The following is a 21,981-nucleotide window of genomic DNA, read 5'->3' as shown; positions in this document are numbered from 1 at the left end:
AAGGTTAAACAATGGGCAGCGTCACACGGAATGTGCTTCCCACGCCAGGGGTGGAGTCGACCGATATCAGTCCGCCACGACGGCTGACGATCCGCGACACGATGGTCAGACCGAGGCCGGTGCCCGGCTGTTTGAGCGCTGTCGGGTTGGTCGAACGGAAGAACTCGGTGAAGAGGCGGTCCTGGTCCTCCGGCGAGATCCCGAGGCCGTGGTCGGTCACCCGGAGCTCGAACCAGCCGGGGCTGGTGCGCGTGCTCACGATGACCTGACCGCCCTCTGGGCTGTATTTGATCGCGTTGGTCACCAGGTTGATCACAACCCGGTCCAGGTCGCCCGGAGCCAGGCTCACATGGACGTCGTCGGGGGGCATCTCGAAGACGAGCTCGTGGGCGTCGCTGGTGGGCATCTCGGCGCTGAGCTGGCTGTAGATCTCCTCGAGCACGCGCGCGACCTGGATCGGCACCGTCGCCGGAAGATGGTCGGGGTCGGAGACCTTCGACAGCATCGCGAGGTCGGCCACGATCTTCTCGGTGCGGTCGCGGTTGCGCGTGAGCGCGGTCAGCACCTCGGCGTACTCCTCCTCGGACTCCGCGTAGGGCAGCGACTCGATGTTCCACCGGAAGGCGGACAGAGGGTTCTTCAGCTCGTGGGCGACCGTCGCGATCAGCCGGCTCTTGTGGGCCTCGAGCTCACGCAGGGAGTCGACGGCCGCCTTCTGGCGCAGGTAGGCCCGGGAGTTGTGGACCACACGGCCGAAGTCGCGGCCTAGGTCGGCAGCGGTGATCAGCTCGAGCTCGCTCCAGTGCGGCTTGTCGGGACCACGGCCGAGGAGCATCGCGCCGTACCACGTCTGGCCGGAGCCGATCGGGACCCCGACGATCGAGCCGACCTTGTAGTGGCGGATCCACTCGGTGATCCGCTGCTGCGCCTCCGGGTCGGGGTGGGGCAGCCGCTCGGCGCCATCAGGGGTCTGGACGGTGATGCTGCGCTGGTCCCACAGGTATTGCCCGTAGTCGACCATGAACGGGCTGGTCAGGTCGCCGATCGGGAGCTTGAAGTCCTCCCGGTAGACCTTGGTGCGGATGCCCCGGCCACCTGGCTTGGACATGTGGAGCCAGAAGTCGGTCAGGTCGAGGACGTCGACCAGCCCGGTGCTCAGCGAGTTGAGGATCTCGTCGGGGTCGAGCTCGCGCCCGGCGCGGCGGATCACGTCGCGGGCGGCCTCCGCGAGGCGTACCTGCTCGGAGAGCTCCTCGCGCTCCAGGGCGAGCAGGATCGCGCGCTGCGCCTGCACCGCGTGGCGGCCGAGCACGGCGCGCTTCTCCCGGTTGGGCCGCAGCCCGTCGGTCGGTACGTCGACGATCAGGGTCCCGCGGAGCTTGCCGGCGTCATCGCGCAGCGGTGCGACCAGCAGGTCGAGCGGGTTCCAGGCGCCGGCAGCGTTGATCGGCTTCATCGACGGGATCCAGCCGTAGACGTCGGCGGTCGGGTCCAGCCGCTCCGCCGGCACGAACTTGAAGATGCCCCAGTCGTCGGCGCGGGCGAGCTCGGCCTCGAGCCGTTCGATCGGGGTGACGGTGCCCAGCAGGTCGGCGCGCGCGGACTCCTGCCCGGAGACCACCACCATGTGGAGGTGGCCATCGGCACGGGCGACGCTGATGGTGGCCATCTCGAAGCCCGCCAGCGCGGTCAGGCTGTCGGCGATCAGCTGGAGGTCGGAGAGGTCCTCACCAGGGGTGAGCAGCCCCCCGAGCTCGGCGAGATCGGTGGTGATCGTCGTCATCGTCGTGGTGAGGTCGCTCCTGGCGCGTTTCCCGCCCAACGGTGGTGGGGCGAAGCCCGGTGGCACCGTCAGTCGGTGACCACCGGCGGGCGGGGGCGCTGAAGAAGTCATCGGGGCGATTATCCGGGAAGACCGTCCCGGGCGGTAGGGCAGACGTGGAGAGTTCTTTGCAATCATGATCCCGAGACGTTCATGTGACCACTCTTACAGGACGGTCAAGGGTTCGTTGATCGCCAGAGTGCGGCCTTACACTCGATGCCGTGGTCAACCTCACCAGCTCAGGTAGGCACGTGTCCCGACGCAAGGGTGGCGACGGCCGGCTCACCGCCGCCCTCGACCCCCACGACCAGGGTCCTCAGGACCACTGCGGGGTCTTCGGTGTGTGGGCGCCGGGCGAGGACGTCGCGAAGCTGACGTACTTCGGCCTGTACGCGCTGCAGCACCGTGGCCAGGAGTCGGCGGGCATCGCGGTCAGCAACGGACGCCAGATCCTCGTCTACAAGGACATGGGCCTGGTCTCGCAGGTCTTCGACGAGCCGACCCTCGAGTCGCTCAAGGGCCATGTCGCCATCGGCCACGCCCGCTACTCCACCACCGGTGCCTCGGTGTGGGAGAACGCGCAGCCGATCTTCAAGCCCACGCCGGACGGCTCCGTCGCGCTGGGCCACAACGGCAACCTGATCAACGTCGCCGAGATGCGTTCGGCCGTCGAGGCGCTCCCGGAGCACTCCGAGGGCCGCCACGCCCCGGTGTCGACCAACGACACGTCGCTGCTGACCGAGCTGCTCGCCTACCACCCCGACTCCTCGCTGGAGGCGCGCGCGCTGGAGGTGCTGCCGACGATCCGCGGCGCCTTCTCGCTGGTGTGGATGAACGAGGACACCCTCTTCGCCGCGCGTGACCCCCAGGGGATCCGCCCGCTGGTGCTGGGCCGTCTCGACCGCGGCTGGGTGATCGCGTCCGAGGACGCCGCCCTGGCCACCGTCGGCGCGAGCGTGGTCCGTGAGGTCGAGCCCGGCGAGATGATCATCATCGACGAGTCGGGTCTGCGCTCGGTGCGGTTCGCCGAGACCGACCGCAAGGGCTGCGTCTTCGAGTACGTCTACCTGGCCCGCCCCGACGCCAACATCGCCGGCCGCAACGTCCACGAGTCCCGCGTCGAGATGGGCCGTGAGCTGGCCCGGGAGTTCCCGGTCGACGCCGACCTGGTCATCCCGGTGCCCGAGTCCGGCATCCCGGCCGCGACCGGCTACGCCCTGGAGAGCGGCCTGCCGTTCGGGCAGGCGTTCGTGAAGAACGGCTACGTGGGGCGCACCTTCATCCAGCCCTCGCAGACCCTGCGCCAGCTCGGCATCCGGCTCAAGCTCAACGTGCTCGAGCACATGGTGCGTGGCAAGAAGGTCGTCGTGGTCGACGACTCGATCGTCCGCGGCAACACCCAGCGTGCCCAGGTGCGGATGCTGCGCGAGGCCGGCGCCCTGGAGGTCCACGTGCGGATCTCGAGCCCGCCCGTGAAGTGGCCGTGCTTCTACGGCATCGACTTCGCCACCCGCGCCGAGCTGATCGCCAACGGCCTCTCCGTCGACGAGATCGCCGCCTCGGTCGGTGCGGACTCGCTCGGATACATCTCCCTCGACGGGATGATCTCGGCGACCCGCCAGGAGCGCAGCGCGCTCTGCACGGCCTGCTTCACCGGCGAATACCCCGTAGAGCTGCCCGACGAGAGCATGCTCGGCAAGCACCTCCTCGAGGTCTCGCTGCAGTCCCCGACCGAGGGCAAGGCCCTGCCGGTCCTGAACAACCCGTGATCGGAGATCTTGACGTGACCCAGAGCCAGAACGCGTACGCCGCAGCAGGTGTCGACATCCATGCCGGTGACCGCGCCGTGGATCTGATGAAGGTCTGGATCGAGAAGTCCCGTCGGCCCGAGGTGCTCGGCGGGGTCGGCGGCTTCGCCGGTCTCTTCGACGCCTCCGCCCTCAAGGGTTACGAGCGCCCGCTGCTGGCCACCTCCACCGACGGCGTCGGCACCAAGGTCGCGATCGCGCAGGCGCTGGACAAGCACGACACGATCGGCTTCGACCTGGTCGGCATGGTCGTCGACGACCTCGTCGTCTGCGGCGCCGAGCCGCTGTTCATGACCGACTACATCGCCACCGGGAAGGTCGTCCCGGAGCGGGTCGCCGCGATCGTCAAGGGCATCGCGGAGGCCTGTGTCGAGGCCGGCTGCGCGCTGGTCGGCGGCGAGACCGCCGAGCACCCGGGGCTGCTGGCCGCCGACGAGTACGACGTGGCCGGCGCGGCCACGGGCGTCGTCGAGGCGGACAACCTGCTCGGTGCGAACCAGGTGAAGGCGGGCGACGTCGTCCTCGCGATGGAGGCCTCCGGCCTGCACTCCAACGGCTACTCCCTCGTACGCCACGTGCTGCTCAACTCCGGCGCCTACACGCTCGACGCGCAGGTCTCCGAGTTCGGCCGCACGCTCGGTGAGGAGCTCCTCACCCCGACCCGCGTCTACGCCAAGGCCTGCCTCGAGCTGGCCCGTGGCACCCGGACCCACGCCATGTCCCACGTCACCGGCGGCGGCCTCGCCGCCAACCTGGAGCGGGTCATGCCCGCGGAGCTCTCCGCGCGCATCGACCGCACCACCTGGACCCCGGCGCCGGTCTTCGACCTCGTCCGCCGCACCGGCGACGTGGCCCTGGAGGACCTGGAGATGACCCTCAACTGCGGCGTCGGCATGGTCGCCCTGATCGATCCCGAGGACGTCGACGAGGCCGTCCGCATCCTCGCCGGCTACGACATCCGCGCCTGGGCCGCCGGTGAGGTCACCGCGACTCCCGGCGGCAAGGTCGAGCTCACCGGGGCGTACGCGGGCTGGTGACCAGCCTCGCTGGTCGAGCCCGGCGAGCGCCAGCGAGCCGGTGTCGAGACCAACACAGTTCGTATGCGACTGTGTTGGTCTCGACACGCCTTCGCCTAACGGCTCCGGCGGCTCGACCGGCGGACTACTTCTTGCGCACCTGCACCACGGACGGCCGCGGGCCGGCGAACTCGCCCTCACCGGCAGTGCCCTCGACGTAGTCGGGGAAGCGGGAGTTCGGAGCCTCCCAGGTCCCCTCCTCGCCCGGGTGCTGGACGGCGACGAACACCGAGCCGTCGCGGTCGTGGATGACCGGGCCGCAGGTCTCGGCGTCGCGGGGGACGGCGAGGAACTGCTGGACGTGGCCGCGCTCGGGGCCCTCGAGCGGGACCTTGAACAGCCCGTCGTTCTTCTGGATCGAGCTCGGCTGGCCGTCGGTGGAGATCCACAGGTTGCCCTGGGAGTCGAAGGCCAGGTTGTCCGGGCAGGAGATCGGCGAGACCTTGTCCTTCGGGTAGCCCGCGAAGTAGGTCGACGCGTTGGTCGCCGGGTCACCGGCGACGATCACGAGGTTCCACCGGAAGACGCGCGAGGTGTGGTCGCCGTCGTCCTCGGTGATCTCGATGACGTGACCGTCGCGGTTGGTGTTGCGCGGGTTGGGCTCGTCGGCCGGGGCCTTGCCCGTGGTGCCGCGCTGGGAGTTGTTGGTGCAGGCGACGTACACCTTGCCGGTCTTCGGCGAGGGCTGGACATCCTCGCAGCGGTCCATCTTGGTGGCGCCGGCCTTGTCGGCGGCCAGGCGCGTGTAGACGAGGACCTCCTCGACGCTCATCCCGGAGACCTTGCTGCGGCCGTTGACCACGAGCGGGATCCACTGGCCGTAGCCGTCGAACTTCCCGTCGCTCGGCAGCGTGCCGGTGCCGTCGATCTCGGCCGCGGGGGAGTCGCCGTGGAAGCGGGCGACGTAGAGGCTGCCCTCGGTCAGCAGCTGGAGGTTCTTCGCCCGGTTGCTGGGGCTGTACGTCCCCTTGGAGACGAACTTGTAGAGGTAGTCGAAGCGCTCGTCGTCGCCGGTGTAGGCCACGACCTTGCCGTTCTCGGCGATGACGATGTTCGCGCCCTCGTGCTTGAGACGGCCGAGCATGGTGTGCTTGCGCGGCGTCGAGGTCGGGTCGGTCGGGTCGATCTCGACGATGTAGCCGAACCGGTTCGGCTCGTTGGCGTAGTCGGCCGAGCGCGCGTCGAAGCGCGGCTCGATGGCCTCCCAGCCGTAGGTCGAGGCCTTGTCGGCCAGGCCGTAGCGCTTCTCCTGGTCCGAGGTGCCGGTGGCGCGGAAGTAGCCGTTGAAGTTCTCCTCGCCCGACAGGATCGTGCCCCACGGCGTGGTGCCACCGGAGCAGTTTCCGATGGTGCCGAGCGCCACGGTGCCGGTCGGGTCAGCAGCGGTCTTGAGCAGGTCGCTGCCGGCCGCGGGCCCGGTGATCTTGAACGGCGTGGAGGCCGTGATGCGCCGGTTCTTCGGAGCGGAGGGGACGTACGTCCACTTCTCGCCCGGCGCGGAGCGCTCGAGCTCGACGATCCCGAAGCCGTGGGCGGCCATCGCGATCTTGAGCTGCTCGGTGGCGTCGAGGCCCGGCGGGAACATGATGTTGGCGTTGACGTACTCGTTGTTGCAGCACAGCAGGGCCTTGGTGCCGGCCTTGTTGGTCACGATGACGTCGGTGTAGTCGTTGTTGTAGCCCCAGGCGAGCGCCTGCTTCTCGGCGGTCTGGTTGTTGACGTCGAAGGGGACTCCGCCGGGCAGGATCGGGTCGCCCCAGCGGATGATCGGCTCCCAGGTGTAGCCCTGCGGCACCACGAAGGTGTCCTCGGTGGCCGCGACCGGGGTGATCGGCTTGAACGGGAGGTTCGTACGCCCGCCGTGGCCTCGTCCCGCGAGAGCCGCCTCGAGGGGGCTGGCAGCGGCGGCCAGGCCGCTGCTGCCGACCGCGAGGGCCACGGCACCCGCGCCGGCGAGACCGAGCGCGTGACGGCGGCTGAGGGCCTTGCCGGCGATGTCACGGAAGTAGCCGTTGTCGGAGGTGTTCGGCGCCGGCTTGGCACAAGCGCTGTCGCACTTGAGGGCGCAGGTCACGGCGCTGCGCTTGCCGCGCGTGTGGCCGGCCATGGGCAGCAGGGACAGCATGGTGCGGCGGCCGTTCGTGACGGCGGGCGCACCCTGGTCGCTGCTGCACGAGGGACAGGCGGTGTCGGTCTGGATGTCGCTCAGTTCGGTCACTGCATTTCCGTTCAAGACGCGTTTTTGTCAGGTCTCCCAAGAATCGGAAGGGAGGCTATGTGCGGCGGGACAACCGTCCGGCCCCTCAATCTGTCCCCGAGGTGAACGCGGGATGACGAGTCACCAGGCCCGGAATCGTGTGACCTCGGTAACATTCGCTCCCAGCGAACGGATTTTCGACACCCCGGCGTGCGGATTCTTGGGATGAACCGGTAGCGTTGTCTCTACGAGAAACCTGTGAACAGCCCGGGACTATCCCGGCCAAGTGCGACGAGGGGGCTGGACCCTATGGGGCGCGGCCGAGCGAAAGCCAAGCAGACGAAGGTCGCACGCGACCTGAAGTACCGGACCTATGAGACGGACTTCGGGGCCCTTGCGCGCGAACTTCACGGTGATGACGACACCAGTCAGAAGTCCGATCAGCAGCCGGACGACTACGACGACTGGTCGGACTACGACGCGGGATCCTCGCGCGACTAGGGTCGGTCGGCCAAAGCGGTGACGCCTTGGCCGACGCCACCCTCAGACCGATCGACCCGGTGTCGATCGGCTCAGGACAACCTCCCCGTGAGTGCCGTAGCCGGTTAGCCGGCCGCCGTGAGGCGTGCCGTCGAAGGCGACGTGCAACCACTCCTCCCCGAGCGGGATCAGGGTGGGCCACGGAAGGTTGGAGACGTACGCCGAGCGGAGCTCTGCGACCTCGTTGAGGTCCAGGTCGAAGATCGGGTAGCGAGCACGGACGCGACGCGGGTTGTCGCGTCCGTCGCTGGCGCCCACGACGACTGTGCCGCCCAGCGGGACAAGCGTGGTGCCTTCGGTGGCCGTGCGGTCGGTCCGTGCTGCCCGCAGGCTGAGCGCGTCCAGGCTCGGCCCGCTGGCGAGCATGGGATGGAAGTCGAAGTACTTCTTCGCGCTCACGTAGCCGACCAGCCACTCGCCGTCACGGCGGACGAGGTGCGGGTCCCAGACCCCGACCCCGTCGGTGGGCAGCGCGAGCGGCGTGGCGTCGAGGACGTGCTCACCCCGCGTCAGGTCCTCGCGGGAGCGGGCGACGGTGACCCCGACGGGGCTCCACGGCTTGCTCGGGTCCGTCTTGTCGGGTGCTTTGAAGCCTGCCCACGTGCTCGTCGCGACCAGCCACTCGTCCCCCTCGCCTACGAGGTGGGTCGCATGGTCGCCGTAGACCAGCCCGTCGCGGCGGAAGTACAGCGCGCCCCGGTGGACGAGGTCGTACGTCACCGGGTCCAGCGCCCACACCGAGGTGTGCGCCGTGGGGAAGAAGCCCGGTCCGGCACTCGTGGCGGTGAGCAGGACGCTGCCGTCGACGTCGTGGAACGGCGAGCCGTCGGCGTACGTCACGACCCGGATGTCGCGCAGGCCGAGCTGCCCGAAGGCGCCGGTGCGCACGTCCTCGGCAGCACCCTCGTGGCCGGCGGCCAGGTCGGCGAGCCAGGACTCGTCCCGTGGCTCGATCCCGACCTCGGAGAGGTCGACCCGTGCCCTCGCCACCCAGGTGCCGTCCGCACAGGTCAGCGCGGTCAGCATCGTCCCGGTCAGGGTCAGCGCGAACCGGTCGACCCCGCGGCCGGCCCGGCCGTGGCGCCGACTCGCGTGGGACGTACGCCGCGACCCGGTCGTCACCTCCAAGGAGACCCGCCGCCCGTCGTAGCTCCCGGTGAGCACGTCCCCACCCGAGGTGAAGCTCAGCGAGACCGGGCCGTCACAGGCCGCCTCGATCGCGGCGTTGGCCGCGGGCCGGGATGAGCTGGTGGACGCGACCGCGATCGTGACGGGGCGCTGGCGACGTACGATCTTGAATTCGGGGAACATCGGCTCCAGTCTTCCGGGCGCGCGAGCACCGGCCAAGGGCGGGGGCCGCCCTAACGCAGCCCCCGGACGTAGGCGGTGGCCCGCCGCAGGTCATGGAGCCGCGCCTCCCAGGTGATGCCGAGGAAGAGCAGCAGGAGCCCGGCCGCGCCGAGCACCCACCACTGCTGCAGCGACTCCGCCGACGGCATCTGCGCCAGGGCCAGGACGGAGGCGACCAGGGCACCACCGATCAGTGGTGCGGCCCAGCGCAGCCACGCGCCACCGATGATGAAGGCCAGGCACGCGATGCCGAGCACCGCGGTCCGCATCGAGACCGGGTCCTGGAGAGCCGCCGGGACGGACGGGACCAGCGCCAGGAAGACACCGGGTCCGAGGACCGGCAGCGAGGCGACCTCCCGGTCGAGGCGCAGCCTGACGACGCCGAAGACGATCAGCGCGATCGCGGGCGGCAGGGTGTAGGACTCCCAGGTCCCGACCGAGGTGTCGACCAGCCGGATCCACAGCGCGACGGTGGCCAGCGAGAGGCCGACCCAGCCGAGCCAACGGCGCTCGGCGCGGGCGATCGCGTGCGCCGAGACGCCGGCAGCGGCCAGGACCAGCAGGATGCTCAGCCAGGGGAGGTCGACACCACGCGACCCGACCGCGACCGGCCCGTCCGGGGTCAGCACGATCGTCGGACCGAGGCTGACCGTGCCGACGACGATCGTGACGACCGCGGCCACCGCGGCGGCGATCTCGACCGAGGGCAGCACCCGGAAGATCGTGACGACGGTCAGGATGACGATGATCCCCGCGGCGGCGTGCGGCTTCGCGATGTCGTTGAGGTTGGCGAACATCCAGCAGAACGCGGTCAGCGTGATGACCCAGTAGGGAGCGGTGACCGCCTTGGTCTGGTGCTCCGGGGAGAGACGGTCGACCGCGATCGCCGCGGCGGTGAGCACCCCCGCCACGATCAGCGCGAGCAGCTCGTTGCCGAAGGCGGCGCCGAGCGAGCCCAGGCCGAGCAGGCCGGCGATCGTCAGCCGCGGTCCGGACTGCTGCGGGTCGTGACGCAGGATCGACGCGATGCACATGACCCCGGCGATCAGCAGCAGGATCGCCAGCCAGTCGGTGTCCACCCTCCAGCCGTCGGCGACGGCACCCAGGCCGATCGACACGGCGGCGCCGGCGGCGGCCGCGGCCTCGATGGCCGGGCTGCGGCGGATCAGCACGATGACGCCCATCGCGACGACGACCACCACCGCGGTGTAGGGGCGGTCGACGTCGGCCAGCCGGGCCGCCTGCCAGACGGCTGCGGTCAGGGCGAGGATCCAGTAGGCGGTCGCGACCTCCCTGGTCGTGCCGGACTGCATCCGGTCGACGAGCACGGCGAGGGCGGTGAGGATGACGGTCACGACCAGAGCCGGCACGTCCCCGGAGAGGACCGCGGCCGTGGCCGCCCCGATGCCGACGGTGCCCGCGACGGCCAGCGCGGGAGGCTGGCGGTGGTGCAGGCCGATCGCCGCGGCGAGGATGGTGGCGAGGGTCAGCATGACCGCTGCCCAGGTGACGTCGACGGCGCCGATCCCGATCGAGATCGCGGCACCCGCCACGGCCGCCCACCAGCCCGAGCCGCGGAAGCGGAAGAGCGTGATCAGCCCGAGGACCGTGACGATCGCGCAGGCGGCCCACTGACGCTCCACGTCGATCAGCGGCGCGAGCGACCACAGGCCGAGGGTGAGCGTCGCGACCGAGTAGCTGGCGGTGACCTCGCGGTCGGCGCCGACCAGACCCTGACCCGCGTACGCAGCCACCCCTGCCAGAGCGAGCGCGACGACCACGGTCAGCAGATCGCTGGGCAGCGCCGTGGCCAGCGCGACCAGGCCGAAGATGCCGGCGGCGAGGAGCCGTGGCCAGCGCTCCGCCCACCAGGCCAGCGCGACCGCGACACCGAGCAGCAGCAGGGCCGGGACGAGCAGCGGCGCCGCGTAGCAGGCGGCCGTGATCGCGAACCCGGTGACGCCACCGGAGAAGATGAACCAGCCGACCGTGTCCCGGTAGCTGCGGAACGCGGGCGGGTTGGACCGGTAGAACCAGGCGGTGCCGAGGGCGAGGATCGCGAGCATCGCCGGCAGCGTCAGCCAACCGGGCAGCAACGGCCTCGGACCGGTGACCGGCGAGAACGCCGACTCGGTCCAGGGCACCGCCGCGAGCCGGACGGCGGCGGAGGTCGCCAGGACGAGGACGGTGAGGCCCAGGCCGACGGCGTACGGCGTCAACGCGGCGGCCGACCAGCGCCACGGGCGGGGGAGCGTCATGAGCGCCCCGGCGGCGATCAGCGTGACCACCACGGCCACGACGGTCAGCGTCACCGCGCCGTCGTCGAGCGCAGGCTGGGTGAAGGTGTAGGCCGCGATCAGGAGCGATACCCCGACCATCGCGACCTTGGCGTCCTTGGGCAGCGGGAAGAGCAGCGCCACGATCGTCAGCACCGCGGCCGCGCCGAGCAGCAGCGGCAGGGTGCCGCCACGCAGCAGCTCGGAGCCGGTCAGCGCCGGGTCGGCCAGACCGCGGACCATCAGCATCAGCCAGAAGCCCGCCATCACGACCATCGCGCCGATCGTCAGCGCCTGCAGGTCGGTCTTGCTCGCCACGATCACCACGACGAGGGCGATCACCGCGGCGACCAGCGGGAACCAGATGAGGTCGGAGATGAGCTCGAGACCGATGAGGGCGGTGAGTACGCCGGCGGCGGCCGCCACCTGTGGTCCGATCACCGAGTCGAGCTTCTCGGTGCGCGCGCCGACCAGGGACATCGCGGTGCCCGCGAGGAAGACGGCTATCCCGACGATGACCAGGAAGCCACGGTCCCAGTCGACTCCACCGAGCCAGCCGGCGTACTTCATCCCGGCTATGTCGAGGGCGATCAGTCCCAGCGCCAGCGTCCAGACACCTTCGGTGCCGGCTCTCAGCTCGAGATGCAGCAGCAGCGCGCCGCCGATCGTGAACAGCGCGGTGAAGACGAGCAGCATCGTGGTGCGCCCGCCGACGCCCATCGCGGCCCACGCGACGGCGAGGAAGACGACCCCCGCGACCAGCAGGAACAGCACGCCGACACCGACCAGGATCAGCGGCACCGTGATCGGCGCACGCCGTGCGACGGGAGCACCGGGGAACGCGGCCGCCCCGGCGACGGCGCTCGCGGCCGGGTCGGCGAGCGGCACGGCGACGGGCTCGGGCTGGATCTGCGGAGGTGCCGACGGCGGCGGCGCGAGCGGCATCGGGGCGGGTGCGGGCGGCACGGTCTGCCGCGCGGCCCGGCTCGCCTCCTCGCGGATGGAGCGCAGCCGGGTCATGAGTACGTCGGCTCGCAGCAGCGTCCCGTAGAGCTCTTGGGCGACGGCGTTCTCCAGCGGCAGCCCGCAGTGCGGGCAGGGGCTGGTGCCGGGCTCGAAGGCCTCCCGGCAGTCGGGGCAGCGACCAGGATCGGCGTACTTCACAGCCAACCATCCTTGCGTAGTTCCGCCGATGAGCGTGCGGGAAACGCAGAGCAACGAGACAGCGCGGCGAAATGACAACCGGCTCCGACCGATAACTGCTGGTCGGAGCCGGTTGTTGCTTGTGGGCAGGGGCGGGGTCGAACCGCCGACCTATCACTTTTCAGGCGATCGCTCGTACCAACTGAGCTACCTGCCCAAGCGAGGTGAAACATTACCGGAAACGACCGCGACGTTCCGAATCGGGACCCGCGGACGGACGTACGGCCTCGCTTTGGCGGCCCCGGACGCAGGCCTCTAGGATGTCCCGGCAGGCCCCCTTCGTCTAGCGGCCCAGGACCCCGCCCTTTCACGGCGGTAGCGCCGGTTCGAATCCGGTAGGGGGTACACAGTCTTTCCACGGTTCGAGTCTGGATCTCGCGCCGCACCGCCGGTATCCGTACGGATACTCATATCGAAGGCGTACGCCGCGAGGTTGGTGCGACACTTCGGACTGTGAGTGCGTGGACGTCGCCGGCGGCGATCGAGGTCGAGAGCAGGCTGTTCCGGGCTCTCGCGGTGCTGCGCGTGGTCGTGCTCGTCAACGCCGTCGGGCTGACGATCTACCGGGCCGGCAACTTCGTCTCGCCCGTGGCCGCGCTGATCTGCGCGCTCGTGATGATCGGCTGGACCGCCTTCGTCGTCTGGGCGTACGCAGCGCCGAGCCGCCGCACGGCTGTGCTCGTCGGCGCCGACCTGGCGATCGCGCTCGGGCTTCTCCTCGTGACCCCGCTGGTGAAGAGCCCGGGGTTCCAGGCGAGCGTGCCGGGGTTCTGGGTGAGCGGTGCGCTGCTCGCGTGCGCGATCCACTACCGCTGGATCGGCGGTCTGCTGGCCGGCGTCGCGCTGGCGGCCGTCGACCTCGGCCTCCGTCAGGAGATCGACCAGTCGATCTACGGCAATGCGTTCCTGCTGGTCATCGGGGGCCCGGTGGTCGGCTACATGTGCGAGTCGGTGCAGCGGATGGCGCTCGAGCGCGACGAGGCGCAGCGTGCGGCGGCGCGGGCGGAGGAGCGCGCGCGGCTCGCCCGGGCGGTCCACGACGGGGTGCTCCAGGTCCTCGCCCTCGTCCAGCGTCGAGGTGGCGAGCTGGGCGGTGACGCCGCCGAGCTCGGCAGGCTGGCGGGGGAGCAGGAGCGAGAGCTCCGAACGCTGATCCGGGGCGAGCAGCCCGGCCGCGGGCCGGCGGTCGGGATGACCGATCTGGCAGCTGCTCTGGCCGAGCTCGAGACCGGCACCGTGACCGTGTCCGGACCCGCGACCGCCGTCGAGATGCCCGCCCACCCGGCCGAGGAGATCGTCGCCGCGACCCGTGCGGCCCTGGACAACGTACGCCGTCATGTCGGGGAGGACGCCCGTGCCTGGGTGCTCCTGCAGGCCTTTCCCGACCATGTCGAGGTCTCGGTGCGCGACGAGGGGCCGGGGATCCCCGACGGTCGTGTCGCGGAGGCGGAGCAGGACGGAAGGCTCGGCATCGTCGGTTCGATCCGTGGCCGGATCCTCGATCTCGGGGGCACGGCCGAACTCATCACTGGAAGGACGGGAACGGAATGGGAACTGACAGTGCCGCGAGGGTGATGGTCGTCGACGACCACCCGATGTGGCGTGACGCGGTCGAGCGCGACCTGGCCACCGCCGGGTTCGAGGTCGTCGCCACCGCCAGCACCGGCCGTGAGGCGATCACCCGGTTCGCCGCGACCCGGCCGGAGGTCGTGGTGCTCGACCTGCAGATCCCCGAGCCCGACGGCGTCCAGGTCACCACCGAGGTGATCGCGCTCCATCCGGCGACCAAGGTCCTCATCCTCTCCGCCTCGGGCGAGCAGAACGACGTCCTCGCCGCGGTCAAGGCCGGCGCGACGGGCTATCTGGTCAAGTCGGCCTCGCGCGAGGAGCTCCTGGATGCCGTGGAGCGCGTCGCCGCCGGCGACCCGGTCTTCACCCCCGGCCTCGCCGGGCTGGTCCTGGGCGAGTTCCAGCACAGCGCCGCCACCGAGGTGCGCGGTGACAAGCCGACCCTCACCGACCGCGAGACCGAGATCCTCAAGCTCGTCGCCAAGGGGCTGAGCTATCGCCAGATCGCGGACCGGCTCGTCCTCTCCCACCGCACGGTCCAGAACCACGTACAGAACACCCTGCGCAAGCTGCAGATGCACAACCGGGTCGAGCTCACCCGCTACGCGATCGAGCAGGGTCTCGACGGCGACGACTGACGTGTCCGCCGCCCGGCATGGGGGAGAATCCAGGGGTGGTCTCGCTTCTCTATCTTCACGGTGTCGGCAACGGTGACCCGCGCGACGCCTGGCGCCGGGCGCTGGACAAGGCGCTGCAGGACGTCGGCTACCCCGGGCTCGACGGGGTCGAGGTCATCGCGCCGAAGTATCCCGACGTGCTCCGCACCGACGACGGCGACCGGACCATCAAGCTCCCGCCGATCACGGCCCCGAGGCTGAGCGCCGAGGAGCAGCGGATCGTACGCCGCCGGGTCGAGCGCGCGACCGCCGAGCTCGAGACGATCCTCGGCGAGCCGGTGCCCGCCTCGCCGGTCGGGGTCACCGACTCGTTCGCGCCGATCGTGCTGCGGGTGCTCCGCCAGGCCCACAACTACGTGACCAAGCCCGGGATCCGGGCCCGTACGCTGCGGATGGTCCTCGACGAGCTTCCCGAGCAGGGGGAGATCGTCATCGTCGGGCACAGCCTCGGCTCGATCATCGCCATCGACCTGCTCCGCCGGCTCCCGCCGAAGCTGACGGTCACCGGCCTGGTGACGATCGGCAGCCCGGCCGCCCACCCCAACCTCCACGAGGACTCCGACCGGCTGGAGATGAAGGCGCCGGTCGACCACGTCGGCTGGTGGGTCAACGTGTGGAGCAACGGCGACGCGGTCACCGGCCTGCGTGGCATCTGGCGCCACTTCCCGTGGGCGCTCGACCTCCAGGTCGGCCTCGGCCTCGACCACCGCACCACGACCTATCTCCGCTCCAAGCCGGTCGCCACCGCGATCGGCCGCGGCCTGTTCGGCTCACTGGGCAAGGAGATCGCCGTCGTCGAGGGCACCCCCGACGTCGCCCTGAACTCCCTCGAGGTGCGCCTGGCGCTGTGGCTCGCCTACGCCCAGTTCGTCCGCGACCATCTCAAGGGCGCCACCCAGGAGCGCTTCGGCGCCGCCCTCCGCGTCGTCCAGCACGAGGTGCTCGAGCGCCTCATCGAGAACTACCAGACCGATGACGTACGCATCCCGCAGCAGCTCCTCGACCTGCGTGTCTCGCCGGACGCTCCCAGTGACCAGAGCCTGCCCCGTCCCAAGCCGCTGACCCAGCTCTCCAAGGAGGAGGCCGTCCTCGCCCTGGTGGCGCTGGCGACCGCCAACCCTGTGCGGCCCTACGAGATCGACGTCCCCGACGACGTACGTCGCCAGGCGTTCCACGACCTGACGGTCTGGATGGGGCTCGGCGGCGGGCTCGGCGAGAACCTGCACATCGCGATGCAGTCGGCGTCCAAGGCCGTCTACCCGGTCGACCAGTGGAAGCTGTGGGTCGGCATCGGGATCGGTGCGGCCGTGCTGGTCGCCGGACCGATCGGGCTCGCCCTGGCCGCACCCGCCGGGCTGGCTGGCGGAGCGGCGATCGTCGGCGCGCTCTCCGCCTTCGGACCCGGCGGGATGGTCGGCGGGCTCGTCACCGCCGGTGCCATCACCACCACCGGTGCCGGCACCATCGCCGCGACCCTCGTCTCCAGCTCGTCCACCGCCGAGGACGTCGAGGTCACCGTCATCCAGCTCCTCACCGCCGCCATCCTGCGCTCCCGCGAAGGCCTCGAGCAGGACCTCGGGGTGTGGCTCGCGATGTCGGAGATCCAGCGCCAGACCGGGCGCGAGGTCGCCCGGCTCGCGGCCTACAGCGACGAGAAGGCCCCAGGTGTCGAGGCCCTTCGACGCAAGGCCCGCGCGGCCGAACGGGCGATGGCGTACATGGTCAAGAACCGTCTCGTGGAGGGCCTCACCGACGAGGAACCGAAGGGCGAGGAGCCCTTCGAGGAGTAGGACGCGTCCCCGATTGTGAATCCCCCGCACCCATGGGCTATGTTTTTCCCGTTGCCGCAGAGAGCGGAAACAACAAGGCCCTGTAGCGCAGTTGGTTAGCGCGCCGCCCTGTCACGGCGGAGGTCGCGAGTTCAAGTCTCGTCAGGGTCGCTCGAAACGAAGACGACGTGTGGCTGCAAAGCAGCCCACGTCGTTTCTCGATTTACATGGCGGCCTCCGGCCGCGGCGGGGATATCCCCGCACCCCTTAGTTGCTCGGGGCGATGTATCGCATGGTGGGGGCTTTGGCTGTTCCCCTCGGTTGCTCGGGGTTGGTCGTTCGCTTGAGTCGCTCGTTGGATCGGTCGGGTGGTCGGTTGCCGTTGGCTCGATCGGCTGTGGGTGTTTTGTTCCTCTGGGTGTGGCTGGAGGGTCTTGTTTCGGTTGCTGTGACTTGTGGGTCGGGTGTTGTTCCGGGACGGTGGGACACGCCGGGCTGTGGCGAGCGCGACGGGCCTCGAGCGTGGGAGGGTGGTCGTCCTGCTTCGGTAGGAGTCTCGGGCCAGAGATCCCCCGATCTCACCCCCCGGCTCGGGCCGTTCGACCCTGTGGGATATAAGCCGATTTAGCGGTAACGTGCGGGCTGCTGTCCTCTCGTGAGAGGATTCTGCCGCTTGTGTCGACGTCGCAGCTCGGCATGGCACGGGGGAACGACTAAGACGTTCGGTATTCAGGAGGCAACACCACCATGTCGTCGTACTACCCGCATCGGCCGCCCCATGCGGCGAGTGCGGACGAGCTTGCGTCACGGATGCAGACGAACGGTGCCTACCGCACCCCCGCCGCGCCGCAGCAGCAGCCCTCCGCCCTCGGGTGGGACCAGCGTCCGCAGCAGTCTCAGGCCCAGCCCCAGTACCAGGAGCCGGCGATCCAGCAGCCGGCCGTGATGGCGCAGACCACCGGTACCCACTGGCCGCAGTTCGTCAACAACAACCGCCTCGTCGGTGCCCTCGTCGCCGGCTTCGGCGCCACCCAGCTGGCCACGATGTTCGGCTACTGGATCTACGGCCTCGGCATCATGGAGGGCCCGCTGGACTTCGCGTTCTTCAACGGCGTCATCCTGACCCCGAACGCGACCGCCAACGAGGCCGGCTTCGCCGTCTCGCAGTGGTTCGCCGGTATGGGCTTCCACTACTTCAACGGCATGGTCTTCGCGCTCGCCTACGCGCTGGTGATCTTCCCGTGGCTCGGCAAGACCCACACCACCTCGAGCAACCTCGCGCGTTCGCTCGGCATGGGCATGTTCCTCGCCACCGCGTCCTGCGGCTGGTGGATCCCCGCCCTGCACCCGGAGGACGTCATCGGCATCGACCCGGGCTTCTTCTCGATCAACCTCGGATGGGGCACCGTCCTGGGTGTCTACCTGTGGCACGTCGTCTGGGCCGTCGCCCTCGGCCTGTTCTTCAACCCGCAGGACTGATCCAACGACCAACAAGAGAGCCCCAGCCGAAAGGCTGGGGCTCTCGCCATGTGCGACCGCTACATCCAACCAGCGCTGGAGCGCCCCTCGTCTGGACGCAGCGCAGTGAGGAGCGAAGCGACGAACGGAGCGGAGGAAGACGAGGGTCAAGCGGAAGCGCTGCGCGAATTGCGAAGCAATCGCAGACTATTCAGGCCAGGCGTCGAAGACTTGGCCACCGTTGGTGGTGAGGTGGTTGTGCAACTGCTCCCCGGCGGCGGCGTCACGGAGCGTACGCAGCACGAGGCGGCGCCGGTCGGAGGGGTTGGCCGTCGGCGGTCCGGGGGTGAGCGCCATGGTCTCGGTGACCCGCTCGGCGAGCAGGCGCAGGTGGCTGCGCTCACCGCCGGCGTAGATGACGTGGGTGTGCTCGAGCGGGGAGGCCCAGAGGATGTTGCCTTCGACGACGATCAGGCGTGACTCGGTGGCCATCACCTTCATCTCGACGTCGGTCATGTTCTGGATCATGTCGGCCCCGGCGAGGATCGACTCGCCCTCGTGCAGGAAGGCGGGGAGCGCGTGGGCGAGGTTGGCCTCGACCAGCGCGGCCTCCTCGCGGGCACGCTGCTGGGCTCCCTGCTGGCCGCCGTAGGCGCTGCCGACGGCGCGTTGGGCGCCGGTGTTCGGTGCCTGGCCGTAGGCACCGGTGTTGGTGCCGTACGGGCCCTGGTTGGGGTAGTAGGAGCCGGTGTTCGGGTAGGCAGAGCCCGGGGGCGGGTAGGACCCCGGAGCCGGAGCCACGCCGTAGCTGTTGGGGGCGGGCTGGCCGTAGGCGTTGGGGGTGCCGTACTCGCCACCCCAGCTGGCGTCGACGTTCAGCTGCGCGCCGGCGGCCCGGGCGGCGTAGTCGAGGGTCGGGAAGAAGTCGTGGAAGGCGTCCTTGTCCCGGATCTTCATCGTCGTGGAGTAGGACGAGCCGGGCACGAGAGCCTCGATGATGAAGTCGCCCAGGCTGGGCGGCGGCGGGACACCGATGAAGGTGACCACGGCCAGGTTGACCGAGAAGACGCGCTCGTGGAACTCGAACATCACCCGGCGGTCGGTCAGGAACGCGTGACCCGAGGCATTTCCCTCGTGAGGGAACTTGACCGCGACCCGCACCCACTGGACCTCGCCCGGCTGGAGAAGGGACTTCACCAGCAGCCAGTCGCGGGTCTCCGAGGCGATGGCTCGGCTGTTGGGATCATGCGCCATCCGTCGGTGGAAGTCCTCCACGGGTCGGTGGCCCACGGTGATGGACGCCGAGGCCCTTCTCATTGAGCGCATGGTCGCAAACCCTAGCCCTTCCTCCCTCTAGTGTGGACAGTTTGTACCAGCAGGGTCGCGATGTTGTGGAATCCCCTGATGTAGATGACACCTCAACTCTGCGTGACCGACCCAAGCACCTACCTATTGACAGAAAACTGACAGGCCATCCGACCACCCTCTTTGGTGGGCATCCCTGACGACGGGGATCAGCGAGGGGATGGGACTGAGATGACTGTTTCGCCTGTGGCAACGGCAAGAGAGACGACCGGTGTGCACTGGAGCGAGCTGCCGTGTGCGATCGAGGACGGCGACCTGTGGTTCGCCGCGACCAGCGCCGACGCCGACCGGGCCAAGGAGCTGTGTCGTACGTGTCCGCTGCAGCGTTCCTGCCTGCAGGGTGCGATCGCCCGGCAGGAGCCGCACGGGGTGTGGGGCGGCGAGGTCTTCTACGAGGGGATCGTGGTCGCCCGCAAGCGCACCCGTGGCCGTCCGCGCAACGGAGAGCTCCACCAGCGGGACCTGGAGCGCCAGGCTCGTGCAAACCTTCGGAAAAATACTCCGGAAGCAGTTGCGTAGCCGTATCTGTCACCCGGCAGAATAGCTTCTGTGGGGATTGAGATAAGCCCAGAGCGCTTCGACGCACTCGTGGACCAGGCGCTCGACGCCATCCCGGACGAGCTGGCCGCCCAGGTGCACAACCTCGTCGTGCTCGTCGAGGAGTGGCCGCCCGAGAGCGAGCCGCAGGACACCCTCGGGCTCTACGACGGCGTGGCACTGACCGATCGCAACGACCTCTACGGTCTCACCCTGCCCGACCGCATCTTCATCTTCCGTCAGCCGCTCCAGCAGATGTGCGTCGATGAGGCCGACCTGGCCGCCGAGATCCGCATCACCGTGATCCACGAGATCGCCCACCACTTCGGCATCGACGACGAGAAGCTCCACGAGCTGGGCTGGGCCTGACCATTTGCGATTGCTTCGCAATTCGCGCAGCGCTTGCGCTTGACCCTCGTCTTCCTCCGCTCCGTTCGTCGCTGCGCTCCTCACTGCGCTGCGTCCAGACGAGGGGCGCTCCAGCGCTGGGTTTGTCGGCGAGTGCCGCGCGATTCGCGCAGCGCTGGAGCTCAGTGATGCATCAGGAGGTAGCCGAGGCTGACCGCAACGGTCCCGACCGCGAGGGAGCCGAGGACGTTCAGGGCGGCTGATCGCCACTGCCCGTTCTCGGCCAGGCGGACGGTCTCGTAGGAGAAGGTCGAGAACGTGGTCAGCGCCCCGCAGAACCCGGTGCCGGCCAGGGTGAGCACCCACGCCGGGAGTACGCCGCCCGCGGCTGCCCCGGCCAGCAGGCCGAGCACGAAGGAGCCGACGGCGTTGACCGCCATCGTCCCCCACGGGAAGTCCGACCCGGTCCACCGGCGGACGTAGAGGTCGGTCAGGTAGCGGGCCGGTGCCCCGATCGCGCCCCCGAGCAGGACGAGCAACGCGCTCATCGGCCGTCCCTGCGCGCAGGGTCGGGGTCGAGGTCGGGGTCGACGCCTCCGGCCACGACCTCGCGACCGCTGTCGAGCACGACGACCCGGCCGAGCGTCAGCCCGAGCCAGGCGGCGCCGATCCCGGCGACCACCGAGACGAGCAGGTAGAGCATCGCGAGCGCGGGCGCGTGCCCGCCCAGGACGTACGTCTCCAGCTCGTAGGTCGAGAACGTGGTGTAGCCGCCGAGGACGCCGACGCCGAGGAACGGGCGCAGGTAGCGGGTGTGAGACCACGGGCCCAGGACGAACGCCATCAGCACGCCCAGCAGCAGACAGCCGGACACGTTCGCGAGGAGGGTCGCCCACGGCCAGCCGTGGTCACCGTGGGGGAGGGCGGTCGCGAGCCCCCAGCGGGCCAGCGAGCCGAGCGCTCCGCCGGCGGCGATGGGGGCGAGCAGGTCGCCATGCTCACGCAGCACGCGGACAGCGTACGGGTTCTAGAACCGGGGACCGGCCATCTGAGCCGCGCTCCACCGGGTGGGGCGGCCGCCGGCGGCCTGGGTGAGGTATTCGCCGAGGAACCAGCGCTGGAAGGCGACCTGCTCGGGGGAGCGGGCCAGGACGAGCAGCCGCTCCTGGCGGCAGAACTCGTCGATGAGGTCGAGCATGTCGAGGAAGCGGCGCATCGTCTCGGCGGCGGACCGCGGCATGCGTACGTGCAGGTCGGCCGTCTCCCGGTGGCTGCCCGAGTCCTGACCGATCACCCCGGAGAGCTGGCCGTGGCCGAGGCCGTCGAGGAGCTGGCGCTCCAGCGAGCCGAACAGGGCCGAGAGGCTGGCGGCGAGCGGGTAGTCGTTGGCGTGGGTGAGCGAGAGGAGGCGTACCTCTCGGCGCAGCTCGCGGAAGTGGTGCTGGAAGCCCCGGTAGAGGGCGAGAGGTACGCCGAGGATGCTGACCTGGACGGTCTCGGAGCCGAGGCGCTCCGGCTTCGGCGGTGCGCCGGCGGGGCCGGTGATCACGCCTTCGACCCCGTCGCCCTCGCTGATCTCGGTCGCCGGGGTGAACCAGACGGTCTTGCCGGCCGCATCGATGTCGGCGCCCCAGGCGTCGGAGACGCTGGCCACGATCGAGAGGCCGCGGCCGACCGTCAGCAGCACCTCGTCCTCGTCGTCGAGCGCGAGCGGGACCGGGAGCAGCGGTGGCTCGGTGGAGGCGTCGCGGATCTCCACCCGGGGGTGGTCGACCGTGCCGCGCATCCGGATCGTGACCGGCGCGGTGCCGTGGAAGAGCGCGTTGGACACCAGCTCGGAGACACCGAACTCGGCGCAGTCGACGAGGTCGGTGCGCTCGATCTCCTCACAGGCCGCCCGGACCCAGGCGCGGGCGTCCTGAACGGCACGGGAACCGGGGCGGAGCAGGAGAGCTGGCCGGCTCAACGGCATGTTCTCCTCCTCCG

At 70.0% G+C, this 21,981-nt stretch carries 17 protein-coding genes and 3 tRNA genes; 11 read left to right on the top strand and 9 right to left on the bottom strand.

All coding sequences use genetic code 11. From position 1 onward, the window contains the following. Window positions 1-4 precede the first annotated feature (4 nt). Window positions 5-1,894 (bottom strand): sensor histidine kinase, encoded by a 1,890-nt coding sequence (locus ACWZJV_RS10960; RefSeq protein WP_196872677.1) that lies wholly within the window; start codon window positions 1,892-1,894, stop codon window positions 5-7. A gap of 179 nt (window positions 1,895-2,073) precedes the next feature. On the opposite strand from ACWZJV_RS10960, the gene purF reads away from it, so the two are divergent. Both purF and purM read left to right on the top strand, forming a co-directional pair. Next, the gene (gene purF, locus ACWZJV_RS10955) at window positions 2,074-3,591 is read left to right on the top strand and encodes an amidophosphoribosyltransferase (protein ID WP_040755887.1); all 1,518 of its coding nucleotides are present in this window, start codon (window positions 2,074-2,076) and stop codon (window positions 3,589-3,591) included. 14 nt (window positions 3,592-3,605) lie between these two features. Then, a complete protein-coding gene (purM, locus tag ACWZJV_RS10950; RefSeq protein WP_457181438.1) occupies window positions 3,606-4,667 on the top strand; it encodes a phosphoribosylformylglycinamidine cyclo-ligase in 1,062 nt (353 codons plus the stop codon). A 124-nt stretch (window positions 4,668-4,791) separates the two neighbouring features. On the opposite strand, the gene ACWZJV_RS10945 is transcribed toward purM, so the two are convergent. Next, window positions 4,792-6,924 carry a PhoX family protein gene (locus ACWZJV_RS10945; RefSeq protein ID WP_457181437.1) on the bottom strand — a complete coding sequence of 711 codons (2,133 nt, stop codon included), beginning with the start codon at window positions 6,922-6,924 and terminating at the stop codon, window positions 4,792-4,794. A 288-nt stretch (window positions 6,925-7,212) separates the two neighbouring features. Between ACWZJV_RS10945 and ACWZJV_RS10940 the strand changes: the two genes are divergently transcribed. Continuing rightward, complete coding sequence (locus ACWZJV_RS10940; protein ID WP_008360564.1) at window positions 7,213-7,404, top strand: DUF3073 family protein; 192 nt, start codon at window positions 7,213-7,215, stop codon at window positions 7,402-7,404. A 42-nt stretch (window positions 7,405-7,446) separates the two neighbouring features. Here ACWZJV_RS10940 and ACWZJV_RS10935 read toward each other — a convergent pair whose 3' ends face one another. From ACWZJV_RS10935 to ACWZJV_RS10925, 3 genes are all read right to left on the bottom strand, one after another. Further along, complete coding sequence (locus ACWZJV_RS10935) at window positions 7,447-8,754, bottom strand: hypothetical protein (protein ID WP_457181436.1); 1,308 nt, start codon at window positions 8,752-8,754, stop codon at window positions 7,447-7,449. 50 nt (window positions 8,755-8,804) lie between these two features. After that, window positions 8,805-12,233 (bottom strand): SCO7613 C-terminal domain-containing membrane protein, encoded by a 3,429-nt coding sequence (locus tag ACWZJV_RS10930; RefSeq protein ID WP_457181434.1) that lies wholly within the window; start codon window positions 12,231-12,233, stop codon window positions 8,805-8,807. 122 nt (window positions 12,234-12,355) lie between these two features. After that, a tRNA-Phe gene (locus ACWZJV_RS10925) sits at window positions 12,356-12,429 on the bottom strand. A gap of 115 nt (window positions 12,430-12,544) precedes the next feature. On the opposite strand from ACWZJV_RS10925, the gene ACWZJV_RS10920 reads away from it, so the two are divergent. The 6 genes from ACWZJV_RS10920 to ACWZJV_RS10895 all read left to right on the top strand — a co-directional run bounded on the left by ACWZJV_RS10920 (window position 12,545) and on the right by ACWZJV_RS10895 (window position 17,766). Next, window positions 12,545-12,617 (top strand) — tRNA-Glu (locus ACWZJV_RS10920). 108 nt (window positions 12,618-12,725) lie between these two features. Next, on the top strand, window positions 12,726-13,847 hold the full coding sequence (gene macS / locus ACWZJV_RS10915) for a MacS family sensor histidine kinase (RefSeq protein ID WP_457181433.1): 1,122 nt from the start codon (window positions 12,726-12,728) through the stop codon (window positions 13,845-13,847). Beyond that, window positions 13,820-14,479, top strand: coding sequence for a response regulator (locus ACWZJV_RS10910; protein WP_008360571.1), 660 nt, complete (start codon window positions 13,820-13,822; stop codon window positions 14,477-14,479). The genes macS and ACWZJV_RS10910 overlap by 28 nt, the downstream gene beginning before the upstream one ends. A gap of 35 nt (window positions 14,480-14,514) precedes the next feature. Beyond that, window positions 14,515-16,308, top strand: coding sequence for a PGAP1-like alpha/beta domain-containing protein (locus ACWZJV_RS10905; RefSeq protein ID WP_457181432.1), 1,794 nt, complete (start codon window positions 14,515-14,517; stop codon window positions 16,306-16,308). A 76-nt stretch (window positions 16,309-16,384) separates the two neighbouring features. Next, window positions 16,385-16,458: transfer RNA gene (locus tag ACWZJV_RS10900), tRNA-Asp, on the top strand. Window positions 16,459-17,097: 639 nt separating this feature from the next. After that, window positions 17,098-17,766 carry a hypothetical protein gene (locus tag ACWZJV_RS10895; RefSeq protein WP_040755889.1) on the top strand — a complete coding sequence of 223 codons (669 nt, stop codon included), beginning with the start codon at window positions 17,098-17,100 and terminating at the stop codon, window positions 17,764-17,766. A 186-nt stretch (window positions 17,767-17,952) separates the two neighbouring features. On the opposite strand, the gene ACWZJV_RS10890 is transcribed toward ACWZJV_RS10895, so the two are convergent. Next, on the bottom strand, window positions 17,953-18,999 hold the full coding sequence (locus ACWZJV_RS10890) for a hypothetical protein (RefSeq protein WP_196872683.1): 1,047 nt from the start codon (window positions 18,997-18,999) through the stop codon (window positions 17,953-17,955). Between the two features lie 297 nt (window positions 19,000-19,296). On the opposite strand from ACWZJV_RS10890, the gene ACWZJV_RS10885 reads away from it, so the two are divergent. Together ACWZJV_RS10885 and ACWZJV_RS10880 are read left to right on the top strand one after the other, a co-directional pair. Next, the gene (locus tag ACWZJV_RS10885; RefSeq protein ID WP_307785524.1) at window positions 19,297-19,629 is read left to right on the top strand and encodes a WhiB family transcriptional regulator; all 333 of its coding nucleotides are present in this window, start codon (window positions 19,297-19,299) and stop codon (window positions 19,627-19,629) included. A gap of 30 nt (window positions 19,630-19,659) precedes the next feature. Then, window positions 19,660-20,016: a metallopeptidase family protein gene (locus ACWZJV_RS10880; RefSeq protein ID WP_457181431.1), complete on the top strand. Its 357-nt coding sequence runs from the start codon at window positions 19,660-19,662 to the stop codon at window positions 20,014-20,016. 161 nt (window positions 20,017-20,177) lie between these two features. Here the strand turns inward: ACWZJV_RS10880 and crcB are convergent, their stop codons facing one another. From crcB to ACWZJV_RS10865, 3 genes are read right to left on the bottom strand one after another with little or no spacing between them, the layout of a single operon-like run. Beyond that, complete coding sequence (gene crcB, locus ACWZJV_RS10875; RefSeq protein ID WP_457181430.1) at window positions 20,178-20,543, bottom strand: fluoride efflux transporter CrcB; 366 nt, start codon at window positions 20,541-20,543, stop codon at window positions 20,178-20,180. Continuing rightward, window positions 20,540-21,004, bottom strand: a complete 465-nt coding sequence (locus tag ACWZJV_RS10870; protein ID WP_457181428.1) for a fluoride efflux transporter FluC — start codon at window positions 21,002-21,004, stop codon at window positions 20,540-20,542. The genes crcB and ACWZJV_RS10870 overlap by 4 nt, the downstream gene beginning before the upstream one ends. A gap of 18 nt (window positions 21,005-21,022) precedes the next feature. After that, window positions 21,023-21,967 carry an ATP-binding protein gene (locus ACWZJV_RS10865; protein ID WP_457181427.1) on the bottom strand — a complete coding sequence of 315 codons (945 nt, stop codon included), beginning with the start codon at window positions 21,965-21,967 and terminating at the stop codon, window positions 21,023-21,025. Window positions 21,968-21,981: the final 14 nt, after the last annotated feature.

The organism is Nocardioides sp. WG-D5, from assembly GCF_054031175.1.
This window is presented reverse-complemented; position numbering and strand designations above follow the sequence as displayed.

Coding starts and splice junctions, on each gene's coding strand:
- ACWZJV_RS10910 (WP_008360571.1), top strand. CDS start 13,820: ATGGGAACTGACAGTGCCGCGAGGGTGATGGTCGTCGACGACCACCCG.
- ACWZJV_RS10940 (WP_008360564.1), top strand. CDS start 7,213: ATGGGGCGCGGCCGAGCGAAAGCCAAGCAGACGAAGGTCGCACGCGAC.
- ACWZJV_RS10935 (WP_457181436.1), bottom strand. CDS start 8,754: ATGTTCCCCGAATTCAAGATCGTACGTCGCCAGCGCCCCGTCACGATC.
- ACWZJV_RS10890 (WP_196872683.1), bottom strand. CDS start 18,999: ATGGCGCATGATCCCAACAGCCGAGCCATCGCCTCGGAGACCCGCGAC.
- crcB (WP_457181430.1), bottom strand. CDS start 20,543: ATGAGCGCGTTGCTCGTCCTGCTCGGGGGCGCGATCGGGGCACCGGCC.
- ACWZJV_RS10960 (WP_196872677.1), bottom strand. CDS start 1,894: ATGACTTCTTCAGCGCCCCCGCCCGCCGGTGGTCACCGACTGACGGTG.
- ACWZJV_RS10865 (WP_457181427.1), bottom strand. CDS start 21,967: ATGCCGTTGAGCCGGCCAGCTCTCCTGCTCCGCCCCGGTTCCCGTGCC.
- ACWZJV_RS10895 (WP_040755889.1), top strand. CDS start 17,098: ATGCAGACGAACGGTGCCTACCGCACCCCCGCCGCGCCGCAGCAGCAG.